Genomic DNA, 15,541 nt, shown 5'->3' with positions numbered 1-15,541 from the left:
CATTCCTCCAGAAAGCAGCCGAGTAGTTTTACTCTCGGTGGCCGAGTAGATCCTCTCGATCACGCCCGCGATCGTTGAGACGAACCAACTGGTCCCGTACCGTGATGGAGCGACTACGGGAGGGGACGCAGATGGGGTTCCGCACGGTTCCTGAAGAACTGAAAGCCGCAGGCAAGGCCGCGAGTGACGCAGCAGGAGTGCTGCGCAGCGCACACTGCGCCGAGCCAGTCGGGCAGCTCTCCAGCGCACTGCCCGGCGGCGCAGCAGCCGGGGCGGCCACGTCCTTCAGCCAGTCATGGGAGTCGGACTTCACCGCTTGGTGCACCGATGCCGAACGCTTCGGCACCGACCTCGGCACCGCCGCTCGCGACTACCAGGGCAGCGACCAGGCCGCGCACAATGGCGTCAATCGTGCCGGAACCATGCGGGGACCGCAGTAATGGTCGGCCTTTCCGACGTCAAACGCTGGAACACCGGCCAGCTCGACGAGATCTTCAAAACCGTCCAGCAACGGCTTCAAATCCTCACCCATTCCGGGGATGATTTCGGCAAGGTCATCCCGGTCGCGGACTGGTCCGGCCCCGCTGCGGACAACGCCCGCTCCGCCCACAGCAACCTCATGTTCCGCATCGACAAAATGGCCGCCGGAGCCAGCATCGTCGGCAAGGCCATCGGGCAGGCCGCCGACGCCATCACCGGCGTCCAACACGCCATCGCCGGAGCTGAAGAACTCGCCCGCAAGTACGGCTACCAGATCGCTGACAACGGCGGCGTCACCGATCTCTACCCCGAGGGGAAAGCGCCACCCGAGCTGCATCCGGAGGATCGTGCCCGCGCCAAGGCCGAAGTCAGCGACGCTATCGCCCAAGCACTGCGCACCGCCGACGACATCGACCGCGACCTCGCCGCCGTCCTGCAACGCGCACAACAGGGCGACTTCGGCACCGGCAATGAGGGCACCGTGACCGCCGCAGCTGCCGACGGAGCCCTCGATCCCGGCCTCACCCTCCTGGAACCGCCCAAGGACGGCAGCCCGAGCCAGAACGCCGGCTGGTGGAACTCCCTGTCCCCCGCCGGGCAAGCCATCCTCCTGCGCGACCACCCGGACTGGCTCGGCAACCTCGACGGACTGCCCAGCAGCGTCCGGTCGCAAGCCAACATCGCCCGGATGCCCGCTGAACGAGCCAGCCTCCAGCGTCAGCTTGACGAGGCGAAATCCTTTGTCGACCAGGTCAAAGGCATGGCCTGGCCGCCTCCGGGCATGCTGTCGGACGCCCTGGCCAAAGAGGATGTGATCAAGGCGAAGCTGAAATCGCTCGACGCGATCGACGCGACGATCGCCAAAGGCGAGCGCCAGTTGCTGACCTTGGACACCTCAGGCGAGCGGGTCAAGGCCGCGGTCGCAGTCGGCAACGTGGACACCGCCGAACACGTCGCCGTGTTCACGTCCGGCTTTACCTCGACCGTCGACGGCAGCCTCAAGGGCTACGACAACGACATGCAGAACCTGCTCACACAGTCGCAAGGGATCTCGAATGTGTACGGCAACCACGGCGGAGTCGCCGCGGTCACCTGGATCGGCTACGAGGCACTGCAGACTGCCGACGTGCTGAACCCCGACGAGTCGGTTGGCAGTGACAACCTGGCGAAGATCGGCGCGCACAAGCTCGACGGTTTCCTCAACGGTCTTGGCGCGTCCCACGACATCCACAACCAGCCGCTGCACCTGACCGCGCTCGGCCACTCCTACGGCAGCCTGACCACCGGAATCGCCCTCCAGCAACCGACCCCGGTCCACGACGCGGTGGTCTTCGGATCACCCGGCCTCGACATGCAGACCCCGAACGACCTCAAAGTGCCGCAAGGGCACCTGTTCTCAGAGTGGTCGGATCAGGATCCGGTGCCACGCCTGGACATCGCCCACAACTTCGGCACCTCGCCCTACCAGGCAATCTCTGGCGGCTCGGTCGCCGGCATCGAACAGCTCTCCACCGGCGACGCCACCGGAGCCAGCGGGCAGTCCCTGCACGCCACCCACGAGCACGGACAATACTTGGACAACAACTCCACCAGCCAATACAACATGGCGAGCGTCGTCGCCGGCCGCCCGGATCTGACCGTGCACTACACGCAACCCTGGGACGTTCCGGCCGCGCCGCCCGCGCCAGGCGAGCCCGTCCCCGCGCCCCCGGGCACCGACCCGACACCGCCCCCACGATGACGAGAGCCACCTGCCAGCACATGAAGCGCACGCTTGCCCTGGCTGCCGCACTCTGCCTGACCTTCGGACTGAGCGCGTGCGGACCGGACGTTCCCCCGGAGACCACGGTGAACCAGAAAACCGAGCAGTTCAACGAGCTGATGAAGCGCCCCGACATCGATCAGGCCGTCGCCCGGTACGACGAGATGTACGCCAAGATCCGCGCCAAGGTCACCGAAATCGTGCCGAGCCTCAAGTGGACCTCGGCGAACCCCATGACCTCGGCATCCTGCGGAAACGACTTCGCCGCGGTGAACGCCGACCTCCGAAAGGACGATGCCGAGGTCAAGAGCCTGGCCAGCTGGGTCGCACAAGGCAAAGTTCCCGACCCGCAGTGGGACTCCGTCCAGGCGGCAGTGAGCGACATCCTTCGCGGCTACGGCTTCGACTCGGGTCCCACCGTGGTGAAGAACCAGCCCTCCGATCACTACGTGACCTACCGCGCGCCGGACGGCTCAGAAGTCACCTTCGGCAGCTCGGTCAACACAAGCGCCACAGTGCGCACCGGTTGCCACCTGACCGCTGAGGGGAAGAAACGCGGGACCCCCGCGGCAGTGCCGACGTACTGACAAGGGAGCGGAGGGAAGACTGCTCCGGATGGAGCGGGCTCGAGAACGGCGGCGCAGTCGAGACCCTTTCCAGCACGACCAAAACAGGCAAACCGCTTGTTCACAGGAGCCTTCTTCAAGAATTCCTCAATTGGTCTGTTCCTTGAGACCCTTGTGGTTCTGCCAAGCCACCAATGTGGTGACCGCACCGGTCACTATGACGCCCAAGATCGCGCCGATCACGCAACGACGACAGTTTCAGCTGCTGCGCGTACTACGCTGGTCGTCTTCAGATCAACCTCGTTCAGCTACGAGAACAGCGGCACTCCGTGCGGCTGTCATCGACTGTGAGAACGGTCTGGGAGGCACATACCGAATCAAGCCTTCACCGGAGGCAACGCCGTAGAGGACGGCACCGATGCGATCCAGCCGGTCCATCTCGAACGTTTCAGGCATGGGGCGCTCCGGCAAAGTCGAGAGTGCAGCTGTGGCGAGGAGTCGGCCGAGCGCCTGAGACCGTTACGGGAGGGGATGGCAAGCCGCCGATTCCTTGCCGTCGACGCGACCACCCAGGTCGATAACGCGTACATCCCCACGATTACCCCTTTTTGCCCCGCCGCCGTTGACGAACACCCCACCCGCCGCCCTGCCTGTGACGGCCGGTCGCGAACAGCCGCGGTTCACCGCTGAGCTGGGCTTGGTCGCGCTGCCCACGGCAGTACCGGTGGTCCGCATGTTCGTGGCGGACACGCTGCGCCGTTGGCGCGCGATGTTCATCGAGCCGGACATGGAAGACGTCGCTGCGGAACTGGTGACGCTCTCCGTGCAGGCCACCGGGCCAAGCTGAAAGAGCGTCTGCGCGACATCGGTCGACAGCGGCAGCGGCTCACTGAACGCCTGGCCGAAACGAGCAACGAAGTCTCAGAGGCTGCCCGGCTGGTCGAGCTCTGCCTCACCCTCCTCGATGATCCACAAGCGCTCTAACGGCGTTGCGACGACGGCTGCTCAACCAGGCCCTCTTCGAGCACGTCTTCATCGAGGAGGACATCACCGGCTACGCCATGAAAGAGCCGTTCGCCACCATGAGCACAATCGAGAAGCGCCATCAGGACGCAACCAGCGATAAGCCCGACCCCGGGGCCAATGGAACTTCGTCTACACATAGCGCGAGGGGTGTCTCCGGATCCGGAGACACCCCTCGCGCTATTAACGGTCTTGAATTCTTACTAGCTGGCATGGACTTGGCCCAGTGTTCTAGTAAGCCCTCTAGGGTGGAGCTGAGGGGAATCGAACCCCTGACCTTCTCGATGCGAACGAGACGCGCTACCAACTGCGCTACAGCCCCTAGGAGCGTGAGCCCCTGTTGTTCAGTGCTTGGAAAGCTTAGCAGCGCCCTCCAGGCACCCAACAGCGGGGGGTCACTCTCCGACCGCCCGGCGGTAAGGACTCGCGCTGGGCTCGGCGAGTTCCTCGAAAGCCGGGTCCTCGTCGTCCAGGTCCACAACGACTGCCTGCCGGCGGATGCGGGACATCGGGGACGGTTTGCGCTCCACGATGTCGCGCGGCACCTCGGGTGCGACGACCTCGACGTCCTCCTCTTCCTCCGCGAAGGAGTCGTACGACTCGCGCGAAGGAGCAGCCGGGGCCGTCGCCGCGTAGCGGGCCATTCGGCGCTGCCGGATCTCGTTCTCGATGCGGACCTGGCGGCGGAGGTACACGAGGTAGCCGACGAGGGCGAGGTCCACCGCGGCGTGTGCCCACCACGCCAGCGAGAACGCGAATCCGGCGATAGCGGCCGTGACGACGGCGGCGATCAGCAGGATCACGACCACCCGCTGGCGGAACGCGTACTTGGCCCGGGCGGCGATCTCCGCCGCCTCCGGGTCGAAGCCGCCCCGGCCGGGCCGGTAGCTGCGGCGTTCGCGGCGCGGCGCGGCGGCGCGTTCGGCGCGCGCGGGCTGCGGGAGCGGCTCCGGTTCGGGTTCGGGCTCGGCGTCCAGGTCAGCGTCGAGTTCCGCCTCGAGTTCGGCGAGATCATCCTCCACCGAAGGATTCGCGTTGTCGGACACGGCGTCGTCCTCCTGTCCCTCGTTGCGAGCACTGCCCCTTCGCACTACCCGGGCGGCCAGCGCGGAGGTTGGCGTCCGCGCGACTTGCTGGCGTTTGCGAGCCACCATGGGCACGAGAACGACGAGCCATGCCGCGGCGAGCGCGACGATGATCACCGAACTGGGCATCTCCCGTCACCTCCCCCGATCCTCTGCTGTAGTCACGCTAGCCACAACAGTCACACAGGAGGCGCAGACTCGCCGGGTTCGATCACGAAAATGCATCACCGCATTAGGTGAATCTCACAGGATGTGGTAACGCGTGATCGAGGCGGGACGCGTAGTCACCGTCAGACCAGGTCGGCGCGTCCGGAGGCCACCAGGCGGGACACCAGGCCGTCGCCGGTCTCCTCTTTCGTCACGGCGAAACAGAGGTGGTCACGCCAGGCTCCGGCGACGTCGAGGTACCGCTCGAACAGCCCTTCCTGCCGATATCCGGCCTTGGTGAGCACGCGGATGCTGGCGTTGTTCTCCGGCCGCACGGTCGCTTCCAGCCGGTGCAGCCCGGCGGCATCGAAAGCGTGATCTGTCACGAGCGCGACGGCCGCGGTCGCCACGCCTCCCCGGACGATCTCGGACGACACCCAGTACCCGATCCAGGCCGACCGGAGTGCGGCGCGGATCACATTACCGACAGTGATCTGCCCCGCGAACTTTCCATCCACCGTGATCGTGAACGGCAGGCACTGGCCCCGCCTCGCCAGCCCGCGCAGCGCCGCCCACTGCGACGGCCACGACCAGAACGCGTTGCGGTCGGCCCACGGCCCGATCCCGGTCGGCTCCCACTCCTCGAGGTGCTCGCGGTCGCGCAGCCGGACGCGGCTCCACTCGCCGGCGTCGCGCAACCGCACCGGGCGCACGGCCAGCACGCCGGCCGGGATCCGCAGGGGGCCGAGCGTGGCGGGCCAGCCGGGGTGCCGGTTTTCGACCGAGTCGGCGAGTGCGGCCACGGATCAGGCGCGCTGGGCGAGGAAGGTGACCTTGACCTGGTCGCCGGCGGCCACCTCGGTGAGGTCCTCCTCGACGGTGATGAGGCAGTTCGCCTCGGCCAGCGACGCGAGCAGGTGCGCGCCCGACGTGCCGAGCGGCTGCACCAGGTACTCGCCGTTCGCCTCGTCGCGCAGCAGCTGGCCGCGCAGGTAGCCGCGGCGGCCCTTCGTCGAGGTGATCGACGACAGCAGCCGCGCCCCGACCACCCGGCGGTGCGGGTTGCGGGTTCCGCGCGCGGTGCGGATCAGCGGCCGCACCAGCACCTCGAACACCACGAGCGCGCTCATCGGGTTGCCCGGGATGAGGAACGTCGGCACCGAGTCCGGGCCGAGCCTGCCGAAGCCCTGCACCGACCCGGGGTGCATCGCGACCCGGGTCAGGTCGATGTGCCCGAGGTCGGACAGCGCGGCGTGCACCTCGTCGCCGGACGACCCGCCGGCCCCGCCCGCGACGACCACGATCTCGGACATCAGCAGCCGTCCTTCGACGACCTCGCGCAGCCGCTTCGGGTCGCCCGGCACGATGCCGACCCGGCTCACCTCGGCGCCGGCGTCGCGCGCGGCGGCGGCCAGCGCGTACGAGTTGACGTCGTAGACCTGGCCGACCGACGGCGTGCGGTCGATGTCCACCAGCTCGTCGCCGACCGACACGATCGACACCCGAGGCCGCGGGTAGACCAGCACCTTCGCGCGGCCGACCGCGGCCAGCAGCCCGACCTGCGCCGAGCCGATGGTGTCGCCCTTGCGCACGGCGACGTCGCCGATCTGCACGTCCTCGCCCGCCCGGCGCACGTAGCCGGCTGACGGCACGGACCGGTTGATGGTGACCTTGGCCTGGTGGCCGTCGGTGTAAGCGGTCGGGACCACGGCGTCGGCGAGCGTGGGCAACGGCGCGCCGGTGTCGACCCGCACCGCCTGACCGGGCTGCAGCCGTCGCGGCTGACGCGAGCCAGCCGGGATTTCGCCGACGACCGGCAGCTGGACCGGTTCCTGCCCGGCGGTCTGCACGTCGACGCTGCGGACCGCGTAACCGTCCACCGCCGCCTGGTCGAACCCGGGCAGCGCGTGCTCGGCGACCACTTCCTCCGCGCAGAGCAGCCCCTGCGCCTCGGAGATCGCGACCCGGACCGGCCGCGGGCGCACGGCGGCGTCGAGGGTCAGCGCGATCTGCTCGTCGACCGAGCGGAACTCTCCGGTCTCGGCGGATTCTTCCGCCGGGACAGCGATTTCTGCCGATTCCGCTGCGGCGACTGCCTGAACCGCGGGTTCGGTCGCCGTGGTGTCGTCAGTCGGGGTGGTGTCGAGGGAGTCCGTCATGGGCGATCGTTTCCGATCCGTTCGGTCAGCCAGGTGCGCAGCGACGGCCCGTAATCCGGGTCCTCGAGCGCGAAATCGACGGCGGCGCGCAGGAATCCGCCCGGGTTGCCCAGGTCGTGCCGCCCGCCGCGGTGGACGACGATGTGCACGGGGTGCCCCTCCTGGATCAGCAGCGCGACGGCGTCGGTGAGCTGCAGCTCGCCGCCCGCGCCGGGCTCGATCCGGCGCAACGCGTCGAAAATCGCCCGGTCGAGCAGGTACCGCCCGGCCGCGGCGTAGGTCGAGGGCGCGTCCTCCGGCTTGGGCTTCTCGACCATGCCGTGGACCTGCTTGACGTCCGGGTCGTCGGTGTCGGTGACGTCGAAGACGCCGTACGGGGAGATCTGCTCCTTCGGGATGTCGAAGGCGCAAAGCACGCTTCCGCCGTGCTGGGCGCGGACGGCCGACATCCGCTCGAGGACCCCGGCGGGCAACACGAGGTCGTCGGGCAGGAGCACGGCGACCGCGGTGTCCTCGTCGGTGAGGTTCGGCTCGGCCTGCGCGACCGCGTGCCCGAGCCCGAGCGCCTGCTCCTGGATCGCCACCTCGACGTCCAGCAGCTCCGGCCCTCGGCGGACCTTCGCCAGCAGCTCGGTCTTGCCCTTCTCCTCGAGCGTCTTCTCCAGGTCCGGCTTCGCCTCGAAGTACCGGACGACGGCTTCCTTTCCCGGCGAGGTGACGATCACCAGCCGCTTCGCGCCCGCACTCGCCGCCTCGGCCGCGACGATCTCGATTCCCGGCGTGTCGACCACTGGCAGCAGCTCTTTGGGCACCGCTTTCGTCGTCGGCAGGAATCGCGTGCCGAGGCCTGCGGCAGGCACGATGGCGGTTCTGAAGGTCTGGGTGGTTGAGGCGCCCGTCATGGGCGCAAAGCCTAACCTGGTCTCATGCACGAGCCGGGCAATGAGACCCCGAGCAAGGCGGAGTGGCGGACCCGAATTCTCCGCGCCCGCGCCGAACTGCCCCCCGAAGCCCATGCCCGCGAGGCAGCCGCACTGGCGACCGCGGCGTCGTCGATCCACGCGGAAACGGTGTGCGCGTACCTCCCGTTCGGCACCGAGCCCGGCCAAATCTCCCTGGTGAACGCCCTGGCCGCGACGGGAGCCCGCGTCCTGCTGCCCGTCATCCCGGACGTTCCGGGCCCGCTCGATTGGTCCGAGTACACCGGTCCGGACACCCTCCTCCCCGGACGCCTCCGCGGCGTCCTGGAACCGTCCGGCCCACGTCTGGGCACCGCCGCGGTGGCGTCGGCACAGGTACTGCTGATCCCAGCCCTGGTCGTCGACCGCCACGGCACCCGCCTCGGCCGCGGCGCCGGCTACTACGACCGCACCCTGACCGCCGCGCCGGATACCGCCCGCGTGGCTGTGGTGCGCACGGAGGAGGTCGTCGACCACCTCCCCGCCGAACCCCACGACGTGCCCATGACCGCCGTCCTGACCCCCTCGGGCCTCATCCAGCTGCCGACCGCCGCCGCGGCCCGCTGAGGAGTGGTCAAGACCACTCGACCGGCTTGCCGTGGTCAGTGACGCGTGAACCGGATGGCCGCCGCCACAGCCCGCCCATCCGGTCGAAGGCAGTGACGACCGCCTGTGCAGATACCCGCCGTCCGAACCGCAGACTCCGGCGACCGTCCCGGACGGAGGCCTAGCCGCGGACGCTCCACAAGAGGTGCGCCACCTGCCTCATCCGACGCCCGGCACTCGGACCACCAGCTCCGCCGAGCTGCTCACGGAGCGGCCGCCGGCAGCCAGCCGAGCACCTCGCCGAACGAATCACCCAAACCACACGCCCGCGCAGGCCGCCCGCACAGCCGCCGAACCCGGCACAGACCAGCCCTTCCGCAGACACTGCCCGCCCCGCCAAACCGGCCCAGCGACAGCCCGACCGACCGCACCAGCCGCAGTCCAGTCACCCAGCCACGCCGCCCAGCACGCCCTGACCAGCGCTAACCCGCCGCCACCCCTTCCGCCGCCGCACTGTGAGCAAGGGGTAATTGCGCTGAGGGAATGCTGTCCAGCACAATTGGGTTAGCACTCTTGTAGGTCGAGTGCCAGTGCATGAAGGAGCTTCAGTGCCCACGTACCAGTACGCCTGCAAGGAATGTGACCACCGCTTCGAGGCGGTGCAGTCCTTCTCCGACCCCAGCCTGACCGTCTGCCCGCAGTGCTCCGGTCCACTGCGCAAGGTCTTCAGTTCGGTCGGCGTGGTCTTCAAGGGCAGCGGGTTCTACCGCACGGATTCGCGTGATTCGAGCAAGTCGAGCGCCTCCGCGGCCCCGGCCAAGACCGAGAGCGCCAAGTCCGACTCGTCGTCCACCACCTCCTCTTCGTCGACGTCTTCTTCGTCCTCGAACACATCCTCCACCACGAGCACGACGAAAACGGCTTCCACGGCCTCCTGACCCCCGAGTTATCCACAAGGGGCCAGTTGTCCACAGGTTCGCGAATCGGCTCTTCCGGCCGGTTCGCGACGTCCTTAACGTCGGATTCGTGCGGCATCCCGCCGCACCGCAACCGACGAGGGGACAACCGTGAACACCTTGCTCAGCCGCCTTCCCGCGCTGCCTGATTTCCGTTTGCCGCGCGGTCGGCGAGCCCGGATGCTCCGCCGGTGTCTCGCGGCGGCCTTGCTCTTGGCCGGCCTGCTCGTCCTGCTTCTCCCGCCCTCCGCGCGGGGCGCACCCGCCACTTCGACGGTGGTGTCCGCACGCGACCTCCCCGCGGGTTCTGTCCTGCGCGCTGCGGACGTGCGGACCGTCGCGCTGCCCGACCACCTCCGCCCGTCCGGCGCGCTCTCGACGCCCGACGCGGCGGTGGGCCGCCTTCTGTCCGGCGCGGCCCGGGCTGGCGAACCCATCACCGACGTCCGGCTGCTGGGCAACAACCTCCCCGTAACGGGTGAACCCGGTGCAGTCACGGTCGCCGTCCGGCTCGCGGACGCGGCCGTCGCCGAGTTGCTTCAGCCGGGCCAGCGCGTGGACGTCGTCGCGGGCGCGGATACCACAAATTCCGCGTCTGTGCTGGCCAGAGGGGCCACGGTGGTCACCGTCCGGCGTTCCGACGACGCCGGGAACCGCACCCTGGGCCCGCCGCAGAAGGGTCCGTTGGTCCTGCTCGCGCTGCCAGCGCAGGTTGCCACGCAGGTCGCTGCTTCCTCGCTCGAACGACCGGTAACGGTTACTCTCCGCTAACCCGACCCTGTTCCGACGGGCGACGGCTGTCCGAAGACGGCCAGGTGCCTGTCCCGAATCCCCTGGGAGCAGCAGTGCTGAAAGGTTTCAAGGACTTTCTGATGCGCGGCAACGTCGTCGACCTCGCGGTCGCCGTCGTGATCGGCGCCGCGTTCACCGCGATCGTCACGGCGTTCACCAACGGCCTGATCAAGCCGTTGATCAACGCGCTGGGCGGCTCGGACGCGGCGAAGGGCCTCGGCTTCAACGTCCTGCACGGCAACGACTCGACGTTCATGGACTTCGGCGGCGTGATCAACGCGGCGATCAACTTCGTGATCGTCGCCGCGATCGTCTACTTCCTGATCGTGCTGCCGATGAAGCACATCCAGGAGCGCCGCAAGCGCGGCGAGGAACCCGGTCCGGCCGAGCCGACGGACGTCGAGCTGCTCACCGAAATCCGCGACCTGCTGCGCGCGCAGCAGGGCAACGGCCCCTCCAGCCGCGGCAACTGAGGGGTCACCGATCGTGATGCGGGGGCCGGTTCTCGAGATACCAGGAATCGGGAGTGGTCTCCGGGCCCCGGCCCCGCTCATCGGACGTGGTCTCCGGCAGCACGTCGCCGAAGACCTCGTCGACCCGGCGGCGGCGCTGGGCCTCGGTCACGCGGGGGCGTCGTTCCTCGTGCGGCATGGGTCCATCGTCCCACCTGTTGTTTGACAAGTGCAGAGAGATACCCGACCGGGCTCAGACCTCTTCGAGGCCGGAAAGCTCGTCGATCACGTGCGGGACCAGCGAGGAAAGGGTTGCCATGCCGTCGCGCACAGCCGCGCGCGAGCCGGCCAGGTTGACCACCAGCGTGCTGCCCGAAACGCCGGCCAGGCCGCGGGAGATCCCGGCGTCGACCGCGCCCGCGGCCAGTCCCGAGGCGCGCAGGGCCTCGCCGATGCCCGGGATCGGGCGGTCGAGCACGCCGGCGGTCGCGTCCGGCGTGCGGTCGCGCGGCGACACTCCGGTGCCGCCGACCGTGATCACCAGGTCCGCCCCGCCGATCACCGCCGTGTTGAGCGCGTTGCGGATGCCCGCGGTCTCGGCTTCGACCACCACGACGCCGTCGACGATGAACCCGGCCTCCTCGAGCAGCTCGGTGACGAGCGGCCCGGAGGTGTCCTCGTGCTCCCCGTGCGCGACCCGGTCGTCCACAATCACCACGAGGGCCCGGCCCAGCCGCTGTGCGCTCCGTTCCATGCCGACACCGTATCCGGTTCCAGGCCCGCTTCGCCGCCGCGGGCCCGGTGATTTCTGACGATTCGGTGACGTGGTCCGCGCAGGCCGCGCGCACCCCGGCGCGGGCGGCCTACCGTCGGCGAGGTGCGAGTGCTCCTCACCGGCGGCGCCGGGTTCATCGGGTCCCGGATCGCCGATCAGCTGGCCGACGACGGCGACGAGGTCGTGGTGCTGGACAACCTGCTGTCCACCGCGCACGGCTCCACCACGCCGCCCGAATACACCCGGCGGCATCGGTTCCTGCGCGGCGACGTCACCGACACCGAGATCGTCGCCGAGCTGCTCGACGGCGTCGACGCGGTCTGCCATCAGGCCGCGGTGGTCGGACACGGCGTGGATCCCTCCGACGCACCCTCGTATGCGCTGAACAACGACTACGGCACCGCCGTGCTGCTAGCCGCGATGCACGCGGCGAAGGTGCGCAAGCTCGTGCTGGCCTCGTCGATGGTGGTCTACGGCGAGGGACGTTATGCGTGTGCGGAACACGGTGTCGTTCCGCCGTCACCTCGCCGGCAGTCCGATGTGGACGCCGGACGATTCGAACCCACCTGCCCGCATTGCGGTGCCGAGTTGGGCTGGCGACTCGTGCCCGAAAACGCACCGCTGTTGCCTCGAAGCACCTACGCGGCAACGAAACTGGCGCAAGAACACCTCGCGGGAGCCTGGACGCGGCAGACCGGCGGCACGGTCTGGGCGTTGCGGTACCACAACGTCTACGGCCCGCGGATGCCGCAGAACACGCCGTACGCAGGCGTAGCGTCGCTGTTCCGGTCGGCGCTGGAACGCGGCGAGGCACCCACCGTGCTCGAGGACGGGCGGCAGCAGCGGGATTTCGTGCACGTGGACGACGTGGCCCGCGCGAACGTCCTCGCGCTCCGCAGCGACGGTCCGGAGGCAGACCTCAAGCCGCTGAACGTCTGTTCCGGAGAGCCGCACAGCGTCGGCGACCTGGCCCGGGAACTGGCCCACGCCTGCGGAGGGCCGGAGCCGCGGATCGTCGGCGGTGCGCGGCCCGCCGATGTCCGGCACGTCGTCGCCGATCCGGCCCGAGCACGGGAGCTGCTCGGGTTTCAGGCGGAAACGGCCTTCGCGGACGGCATCGCCGCGTTCGCCACCGCGGAACTGCGCGCGCCCGTCACCTGATGAGGTGAAGATCACGTTCCGGAATGAATCGGCCGTACCGGATCTTGATGCTGGGCATGCGTTCCATCGTGGTGGGGGACATCGAGATCCACGCACTGGCCGACGGACGGCTGCAGTTGCCGTCGTCGTTCTTCCCGGGACTCCAGGGCAAGCGCTCGGCGCCGAGCACTGTTCCGGTGGTCGTCGGCGCGTTCCTGATCCGGACCGGCGGCCGTACGGTGCTGGTCGACGCCGGTTTCGGTCCGCGTCCGTCCGGCGAGCCGCATCTGCCGCAGCACTCCAAGGAGCAGCTGCACCCGGTGGTCAGCGCGGCTGAGCCCGAGCACACCGGAGGCTTGCCCGCAGCGCTCGCCGAAGCCGGGGTCGCCCGCGAAGACATCGACACCGTGGTGCTGACTCATCTGCACGCCGACCACCTCGGCTGGGTCGCGCCGAACGGCGAACCGTACTTCCCGAACGCCGAAGTGCGGTACGGCGCGCCCGACTGGGCGGCCTTCGTCGAACCGGCCGGGCGGCACGACCGAGGCCGCGTCGCGCTGGAAGCCCTTCGCGCTCAGGGCAAACTGCGTCCGCTGCTTGACGGCGAGGCGGTCGCTCCCGGCGTCACCGTGCGGCATGCGCCTGGGCACACTCCGGGGCATTACGTGCTGGAAGTCGCGGATCAGGACCGTCGCGCCGTCCTGATCGGGGACGTCTTCCAGATCCCGGAGCAGATGGCTGATCCGTCGATCGGCGCGGCGTCCGACGTCGATCCTGGGCAAGCGGAGCTGACCCGCCGCCGTTGGCTCAGCGAAGTCGTCGGCACCGGAACGATCGTCGCGGCAGCGCATTTCCCGGAGGAGCCGTTCTTCCGGATCGCGCCCGACCGCACCGTGGAGCCGGTCTCGGCGGTTGCCGCGTCCTGACTGTCCACAACAGACAGATCAGGACGTCGCCAGCGGCAATCGCACCTCGAAGCGGCATCCGGGGCCGTGGTTCTGCACGCCGATCCGTCCCCGGTGTGCCTCCACCAAGCCCTTCGCGATCGCCAGGCCCAGCCCGCCGCCGCTGGTAGTGCCGCTGCGGTCGGGGGTGCGGGCTTGTGTGCCCCGAAAGGCGACGTCGAAGACCCGGTTGATCTCGTCGTCCGGAATCCCGCCGCAGCCGTCGTCCACCGCCAGCAGCGCCTGGTCGCCGTCGATGCCGATCTGCACGGCGACCGTGCCGTCCGGCGGCGTGTGCCGGATGGCGTTGGACACGAGGTTCCGCACAATCCGCGCCAGCTCCGGATCGCTGCCGGACACCACCGGCCACGCTGACGCGTTTTCCAGCACCCGCACGCGTTTGCGGTCAGCCACCGGTGCCTGCGCGGCGACCGCGTCGCTCACCACGTCGCGCAGCGGCACCGCCGACATGCTCAGTTCGAGTGCTCCCGCGGTGATCCGGGACAGCTCGAACAGGTCTCCCACCATGCCGGACAGCCGGGTGGTCTCGCCGCTGATGCGCTGGGCGTAGTCGGCCACCTCGGTGCGTTCCGAGACCACGCCGTCGGCCAGTGCCTCCGCCATCGCCTGGATTCCGGCTAGCGGGCTGCGCAGGTCGTGGCTGATCCACGCGACCAGTTCGCGCCGCGACGCCTCCGCCGCGCGTTCGCGTTCCCGCGCCTCGCGTTCCCACACGCTGCGCCGCGCGATGACCCGGCCCAGCACCATGGCCGCGGGCACCGCCACCAGTGCCACGAGCAGGCACACCAGCAGCTCGGTGGTCAGCGCCTCGGTGAACATGAAGCCGCTCACGCCGAGGATCCCGACCAGCATCGCGGCGACCGGGGTCAGCACGAGTGTGGTCATCGTGGTGGCCAGCGACCGGTGCCGCAGCAGGTAAAGCGCGAGCCCGCCCAGCGCCGCCACCGGCAAGGCGAACATCAAGGCGAGCGGCAGGATGTGCAGGACGTGGACGAACAGGTCCCACGCCGACTCGCCCGAGCCGATCACGGCTGTGTCCGGTCGTAGCGGTAACCGACGCCCCACACCGTGGCGACGCGGACCGGTTTGGCCGGGTCACGTTCGATTTTCTCGCGCAACCGCCGCACGTGGACAGTCACCGTGGACTGGTCGCCGAAGTCCCAGCCCCACACCTTCTCCAGCAGGTCAGCCCGGCTGAACGCGACGCCGGGATGGGAGAGGAAGAATGCGAGGAGATCGAATTCGCGCGTGGTCAGCGGCAGTACCTCGCCGTCGAGCGTCGCCTGGCGGGCGGTCATCTGGAGCCGGAGATTGCCGTCCGTCAGTTCCGCCGCGGGCGGTTCGGGGCGCGGCATCCGGGCCCGGCGCAGCACGGATGCCACTCGCAACGTGAGTTCCTTGGGGCTGAACGGTTTGGTGACGTAATCGTCGGCCCCCAGCTGCAAGCCGGCGATCCGGTTTTCCTCCTCGCCGAGCGCGGTGAGCATGACGATCGGCACCTGGCTCGTCTGCCGCAGCCTCCGGCACACCTCCAGGCCGTTCAGGCCGGGCATCATCACGTCGAGCACCACCAGGTCCGGCACGCGCCGCGCGAACTGGTCGAGCGCCGCCGTGCCGTCGCCGGCCAAGTCGACGGTGAAACCGGCGGTTTCGAGGTAGCGCCGGACGACGTCGCGCACGGTCTCGTCGTCGTCGACCACGAGCACGCGACCCGCTTGGTCCTCCATGCCTCAC

General features: G+C 69.1%; 18 protein-coding genes and 1 tRNA gene. 10 read left to right on the top strand and 9 right to left on the bottom strand.

The window, feature by feature from the left end:
- Positions 1 to 131: 131 nt before the first annotated feature.
- The 4 genes from F9C12_RS28860 (at position 132) to F9C12_RS28845 (ending at position 3,655) form a co-directional block, all read left to right on the top strand.
- Positions 132 to 440: a hypothetical protein gene (locus tag F9C12_RS28860; RefSeq protein ID WP_409462445.1), complete on the top strand. Its 309-nt coding sequence runs from the start codon at positions 132 to 134 to the stop codon at positions 438 to 440.
- The gene (locus tag F9C12_RS28855) at positions 440 to 2,221 is read left to right on the top strand and encodes an alpha/beta hydrolase (protein WP_409462444.1); all 1,782 of its coding nucleotides are present in this window, start codon (positions 440 to 442) and stop codon (positions 2,219 to 2,221) included. The genes F9C12_RS28860 and F9C12_RS28855 overlap by 1 nt, the downstream gene beginning before the upstream one ends.
- Positions 2,218 to 2,829 carry an LppA family lipoprotein gene (locus F9C12_RS28850; RefSeq protein WP_409462443.1) on the top strand — a complete coding sequence of 204 codons (612 nt, stop codon included), beginning with the start codon at positions 2,218 to 2,220 and terminating at the stop codon, positions 2,827 to 2,829. Before F9C12_RS28855 ends, F9C12_RS28850 begins: the two co-directional genes overlap by 4 nt.
- A 601-nt stretch (positions 2,830 to 3,430) precedes the next feature.
- Positions 3,431 to 3,655 (top strand): hypothetical protein, encoded by a 225-nt coding sequence (locus F9C12_RS28845; RefSeq protein ID WP_409462442.1) that lies wholly within the window; start codon positions 3,431 to 3,433, stop codon positions 3,653 to 3,655.
- A gap of 425 nt (positions 3,656 to 4,080) precedes the next feature.
- On the opposite strand, the gene F9C12_RS28840 is transcribed toward F9C12_RS28845, so the two are convergent.
- From F9C12_RS28840 to F9C12_RS28820, 5 genes are all read right to left on the bottom strand, one after another.
- Positions 4,081 to 4,153 (bottom strand) — tRNA-Ala (locus tag F9C12_RS28840).
- Between the two features lie 73 nt (positions 4,154 to 4,226).
- Positions 4,227 to 5,045, bottom strand: a complete 819-nt coding sequence (gene glpR, locus F9C12_RS28835; protein ID WP_409462441.1) for a gephyrin-like molybdotransferase receptor GlpR — start codon at positions 5,043 to 5,045, stop codon at positions 4,227 to 4,229.
- 161 nt (positions 5,046 to 5,206) lie between these two features.
- Complete coding sequence (locus tag F9C12_RS28830; RefSeq protein WP_409184906.1) at positions 5,207 to 5,866, bottom strand: GNAT family N-acetyltransferase; 660 nt, start codon at positions 5,864 to 5,866, stop codon at positions 5,207 to 5,209.
- Between the two features lie 3 nt (positions 5,867 to 5,869).
- Complete coding sequence (glp, locus tag F9C12_RS28825; protein WP_409462440.1) at positions 5,870 to 7,222, bottom strand: gephyrin-like molybdotransferase Glp; 1,353 nt, start codon at positions 7,220 to 7,222, stop codon at positions 5,870 to 5,872.
- Entirely contained in the window at positions 7,219 to 8,124 is a 906-nt protein-coding gene (locus F9C12_RS28820; protein ID WP_409184904.1) for a UTP--glucose-1-phosphate uridylyltransferase, read from the bottom strand. The genes glp and F9C12_RS28820 overlap by 4 nt, the downstream gene beginning before the upstream one ends.
- Before the next feature lie 24 nt (positions 8,125 to 8,148).
- Between F9C12_RS28820 and F9C12_RS28815 the strand changes: the two genes are divergently transcribed.
- The 4 genes from F9C12_RS28815 to mscL all read left to right on the top strand — a co-directional run bounded on the left by F9C12_RS28815 (position 8,149) and on the right by mscL (position 10,948).
- Positions 8,149 to 8,748 carry a 5-formyltetrahydrofolate cyclo-ligase gene (locus F9C12_RS28815; protein ID WP_409462439.1) on the top strand — a complete coding sequence of 200 codons (600 nt, stop codon included), beginning with the start codon at positions 8,149 to 8,151 and terminating at the stop codon, positions 8,746 to 8,748.
- Positions 8,749 to 9,335: 587 nt separating this feature from the next.
- A complete protein-coding gene (locus F9C12_RS28810; RefSeq protein WP_409462438.1) occupies positions 9,336 to 9,665 on the top strand; it encodes an FmdB family zinc ribbon protein in 330 nt (109 codons plus the stop codon).
- Positions 9,666 to 9,794: 129 nt separating this feature from the next.
- Positions 9,795 to 10,454 carry an SAF domain-containing protein gene (locus F9C12_RS28805; RefSeq protein ID WP_409462437.1) on the top strand — a complete coding sequence of 220 codons (660 nt, stop codon included), beginning with the start codon at positions 9,795 to 9,797 and terminating at the stop codon, positions 10,452 to 10,454.
- Between the two features lie 74 nt (positions 10,455 to 10,528).
- Complete coding sequence (gene mscL / locus F9C12_RS28800; protein WP_409462436.1) at positions 10,529 to 10,948, top strand: large-conductance mechanosensitive channel protein MscL; 420 nt, start codon at positions 10,529 to 10,531, stop codon at positions 10,946 to 10,948.
- 4 nt (positions 10,949 to 10,952) lie between these two features.
- On the opposite strand, the gene F9C12_RS28795 is transcribed toward mscL, so the two are convergent.
- Both F9C12_RS28795 and F9C12_RS28790 read right to left on the bottom strand, forming a co-directional pair.
- Positions 10,953 to 11,126, bottom strand: a complete 174-nt coding sequence (locus F9C12_RS28795; RefSeq protein ID WP_406638733.1) for a hypothetical protein — start codon at positions 11,124 to 11,126, stop codon at positions 10,953 to 10,955.
- A gap of 54 nt (positions 11,127 to 11,180) precedes the next feature.
- A complete protein-coding gene (locus tag F9C12_RS28790; RefSeq protein WP_009083558.1) occupies positions 11,181 to 11,681 on the bottom strand; it encodes a molybdenum cofactor biosynthesis protein B in 501 nt (166 codons plus the stop codon).
- Positions 11,682 to 11,804: 123 nt separating this feature from the next.
- Between F9C12_RS28790 and F9C12_RS28785 the strand changes: the two genes are divergently transcribed.
- Together F9C12_RS28785 and F9C12_RS28780 are read left to right on the top strand one after the other, a co-directional pair.
- The gene (locus tag F9C12_RS28785; protein ID WP_409462435.1) at positions 11,805 to 12,863 is read left to right on the top strand and encodes an NAD-dependent epimerase/dehydratase family protein; all 1,059 of its coding nucleotides are present in this window, start codon (positions 11,805 to 11,807) and stop codon (positions 12,861 to 12,863) included.
- A 56-nt stretch (positions 12,864 to 12,919) separates the two neighbouring features.
- Entirely contained in the window at positions 12,920 to 13,768 is an 849-nt protein-coding gene (locus F9C12_RS28780) for an MBL fold metallo-hydrolase (protein WP_409462434.1), read from the top strand.
- 18 nt (positions 13,769 to 13,786) lie between these two features.
- Here F9C12_RS28780 and F9C12_RS28775 read toward each other — a convergent pair whose 3' ends face one another.
- On the bottom strand, positions 13,787 to 14,836 hold the full coding sequence (locus F9C12_RS28775) for a sensor histidine kinase (protein WP_409184897.1): 1,050 nt from the start codon (positions 14,834 to 14,836) through the stop codon (positions 13,787 to 13,789).
- Positions 14,833 to 15,534: a response regulator transcription factor gene (locus F9C12_RS28770; RefSeq protein WP_409462433.1), complete on the bottom strand. Its 702-nt coding sequence runs from the start codon at positions 15,532 to 15,534 to the stop codon at positions 14,833 to 14,835. Before F9C12_RS28770 ends, F9C12_RS28775 begins: the two co-directional genes overlap by 4 nt.
- Positions 15,535 to 15,541 lie beyond the last annotated feature (7 nt).

Origin of the sequence: Amycolatopsis sp. GA6-003 (assembly GCF_046267895.1) — a bacterium.
GTDB lineage: Bacteria > Actinomycetota > Actinomycetes > Mycobacteriales > Pseudonocardiaceae > Amycolatopsis.
This window is presented reverse-complemented; position numbering and strand designations above follow the sequence as displayed.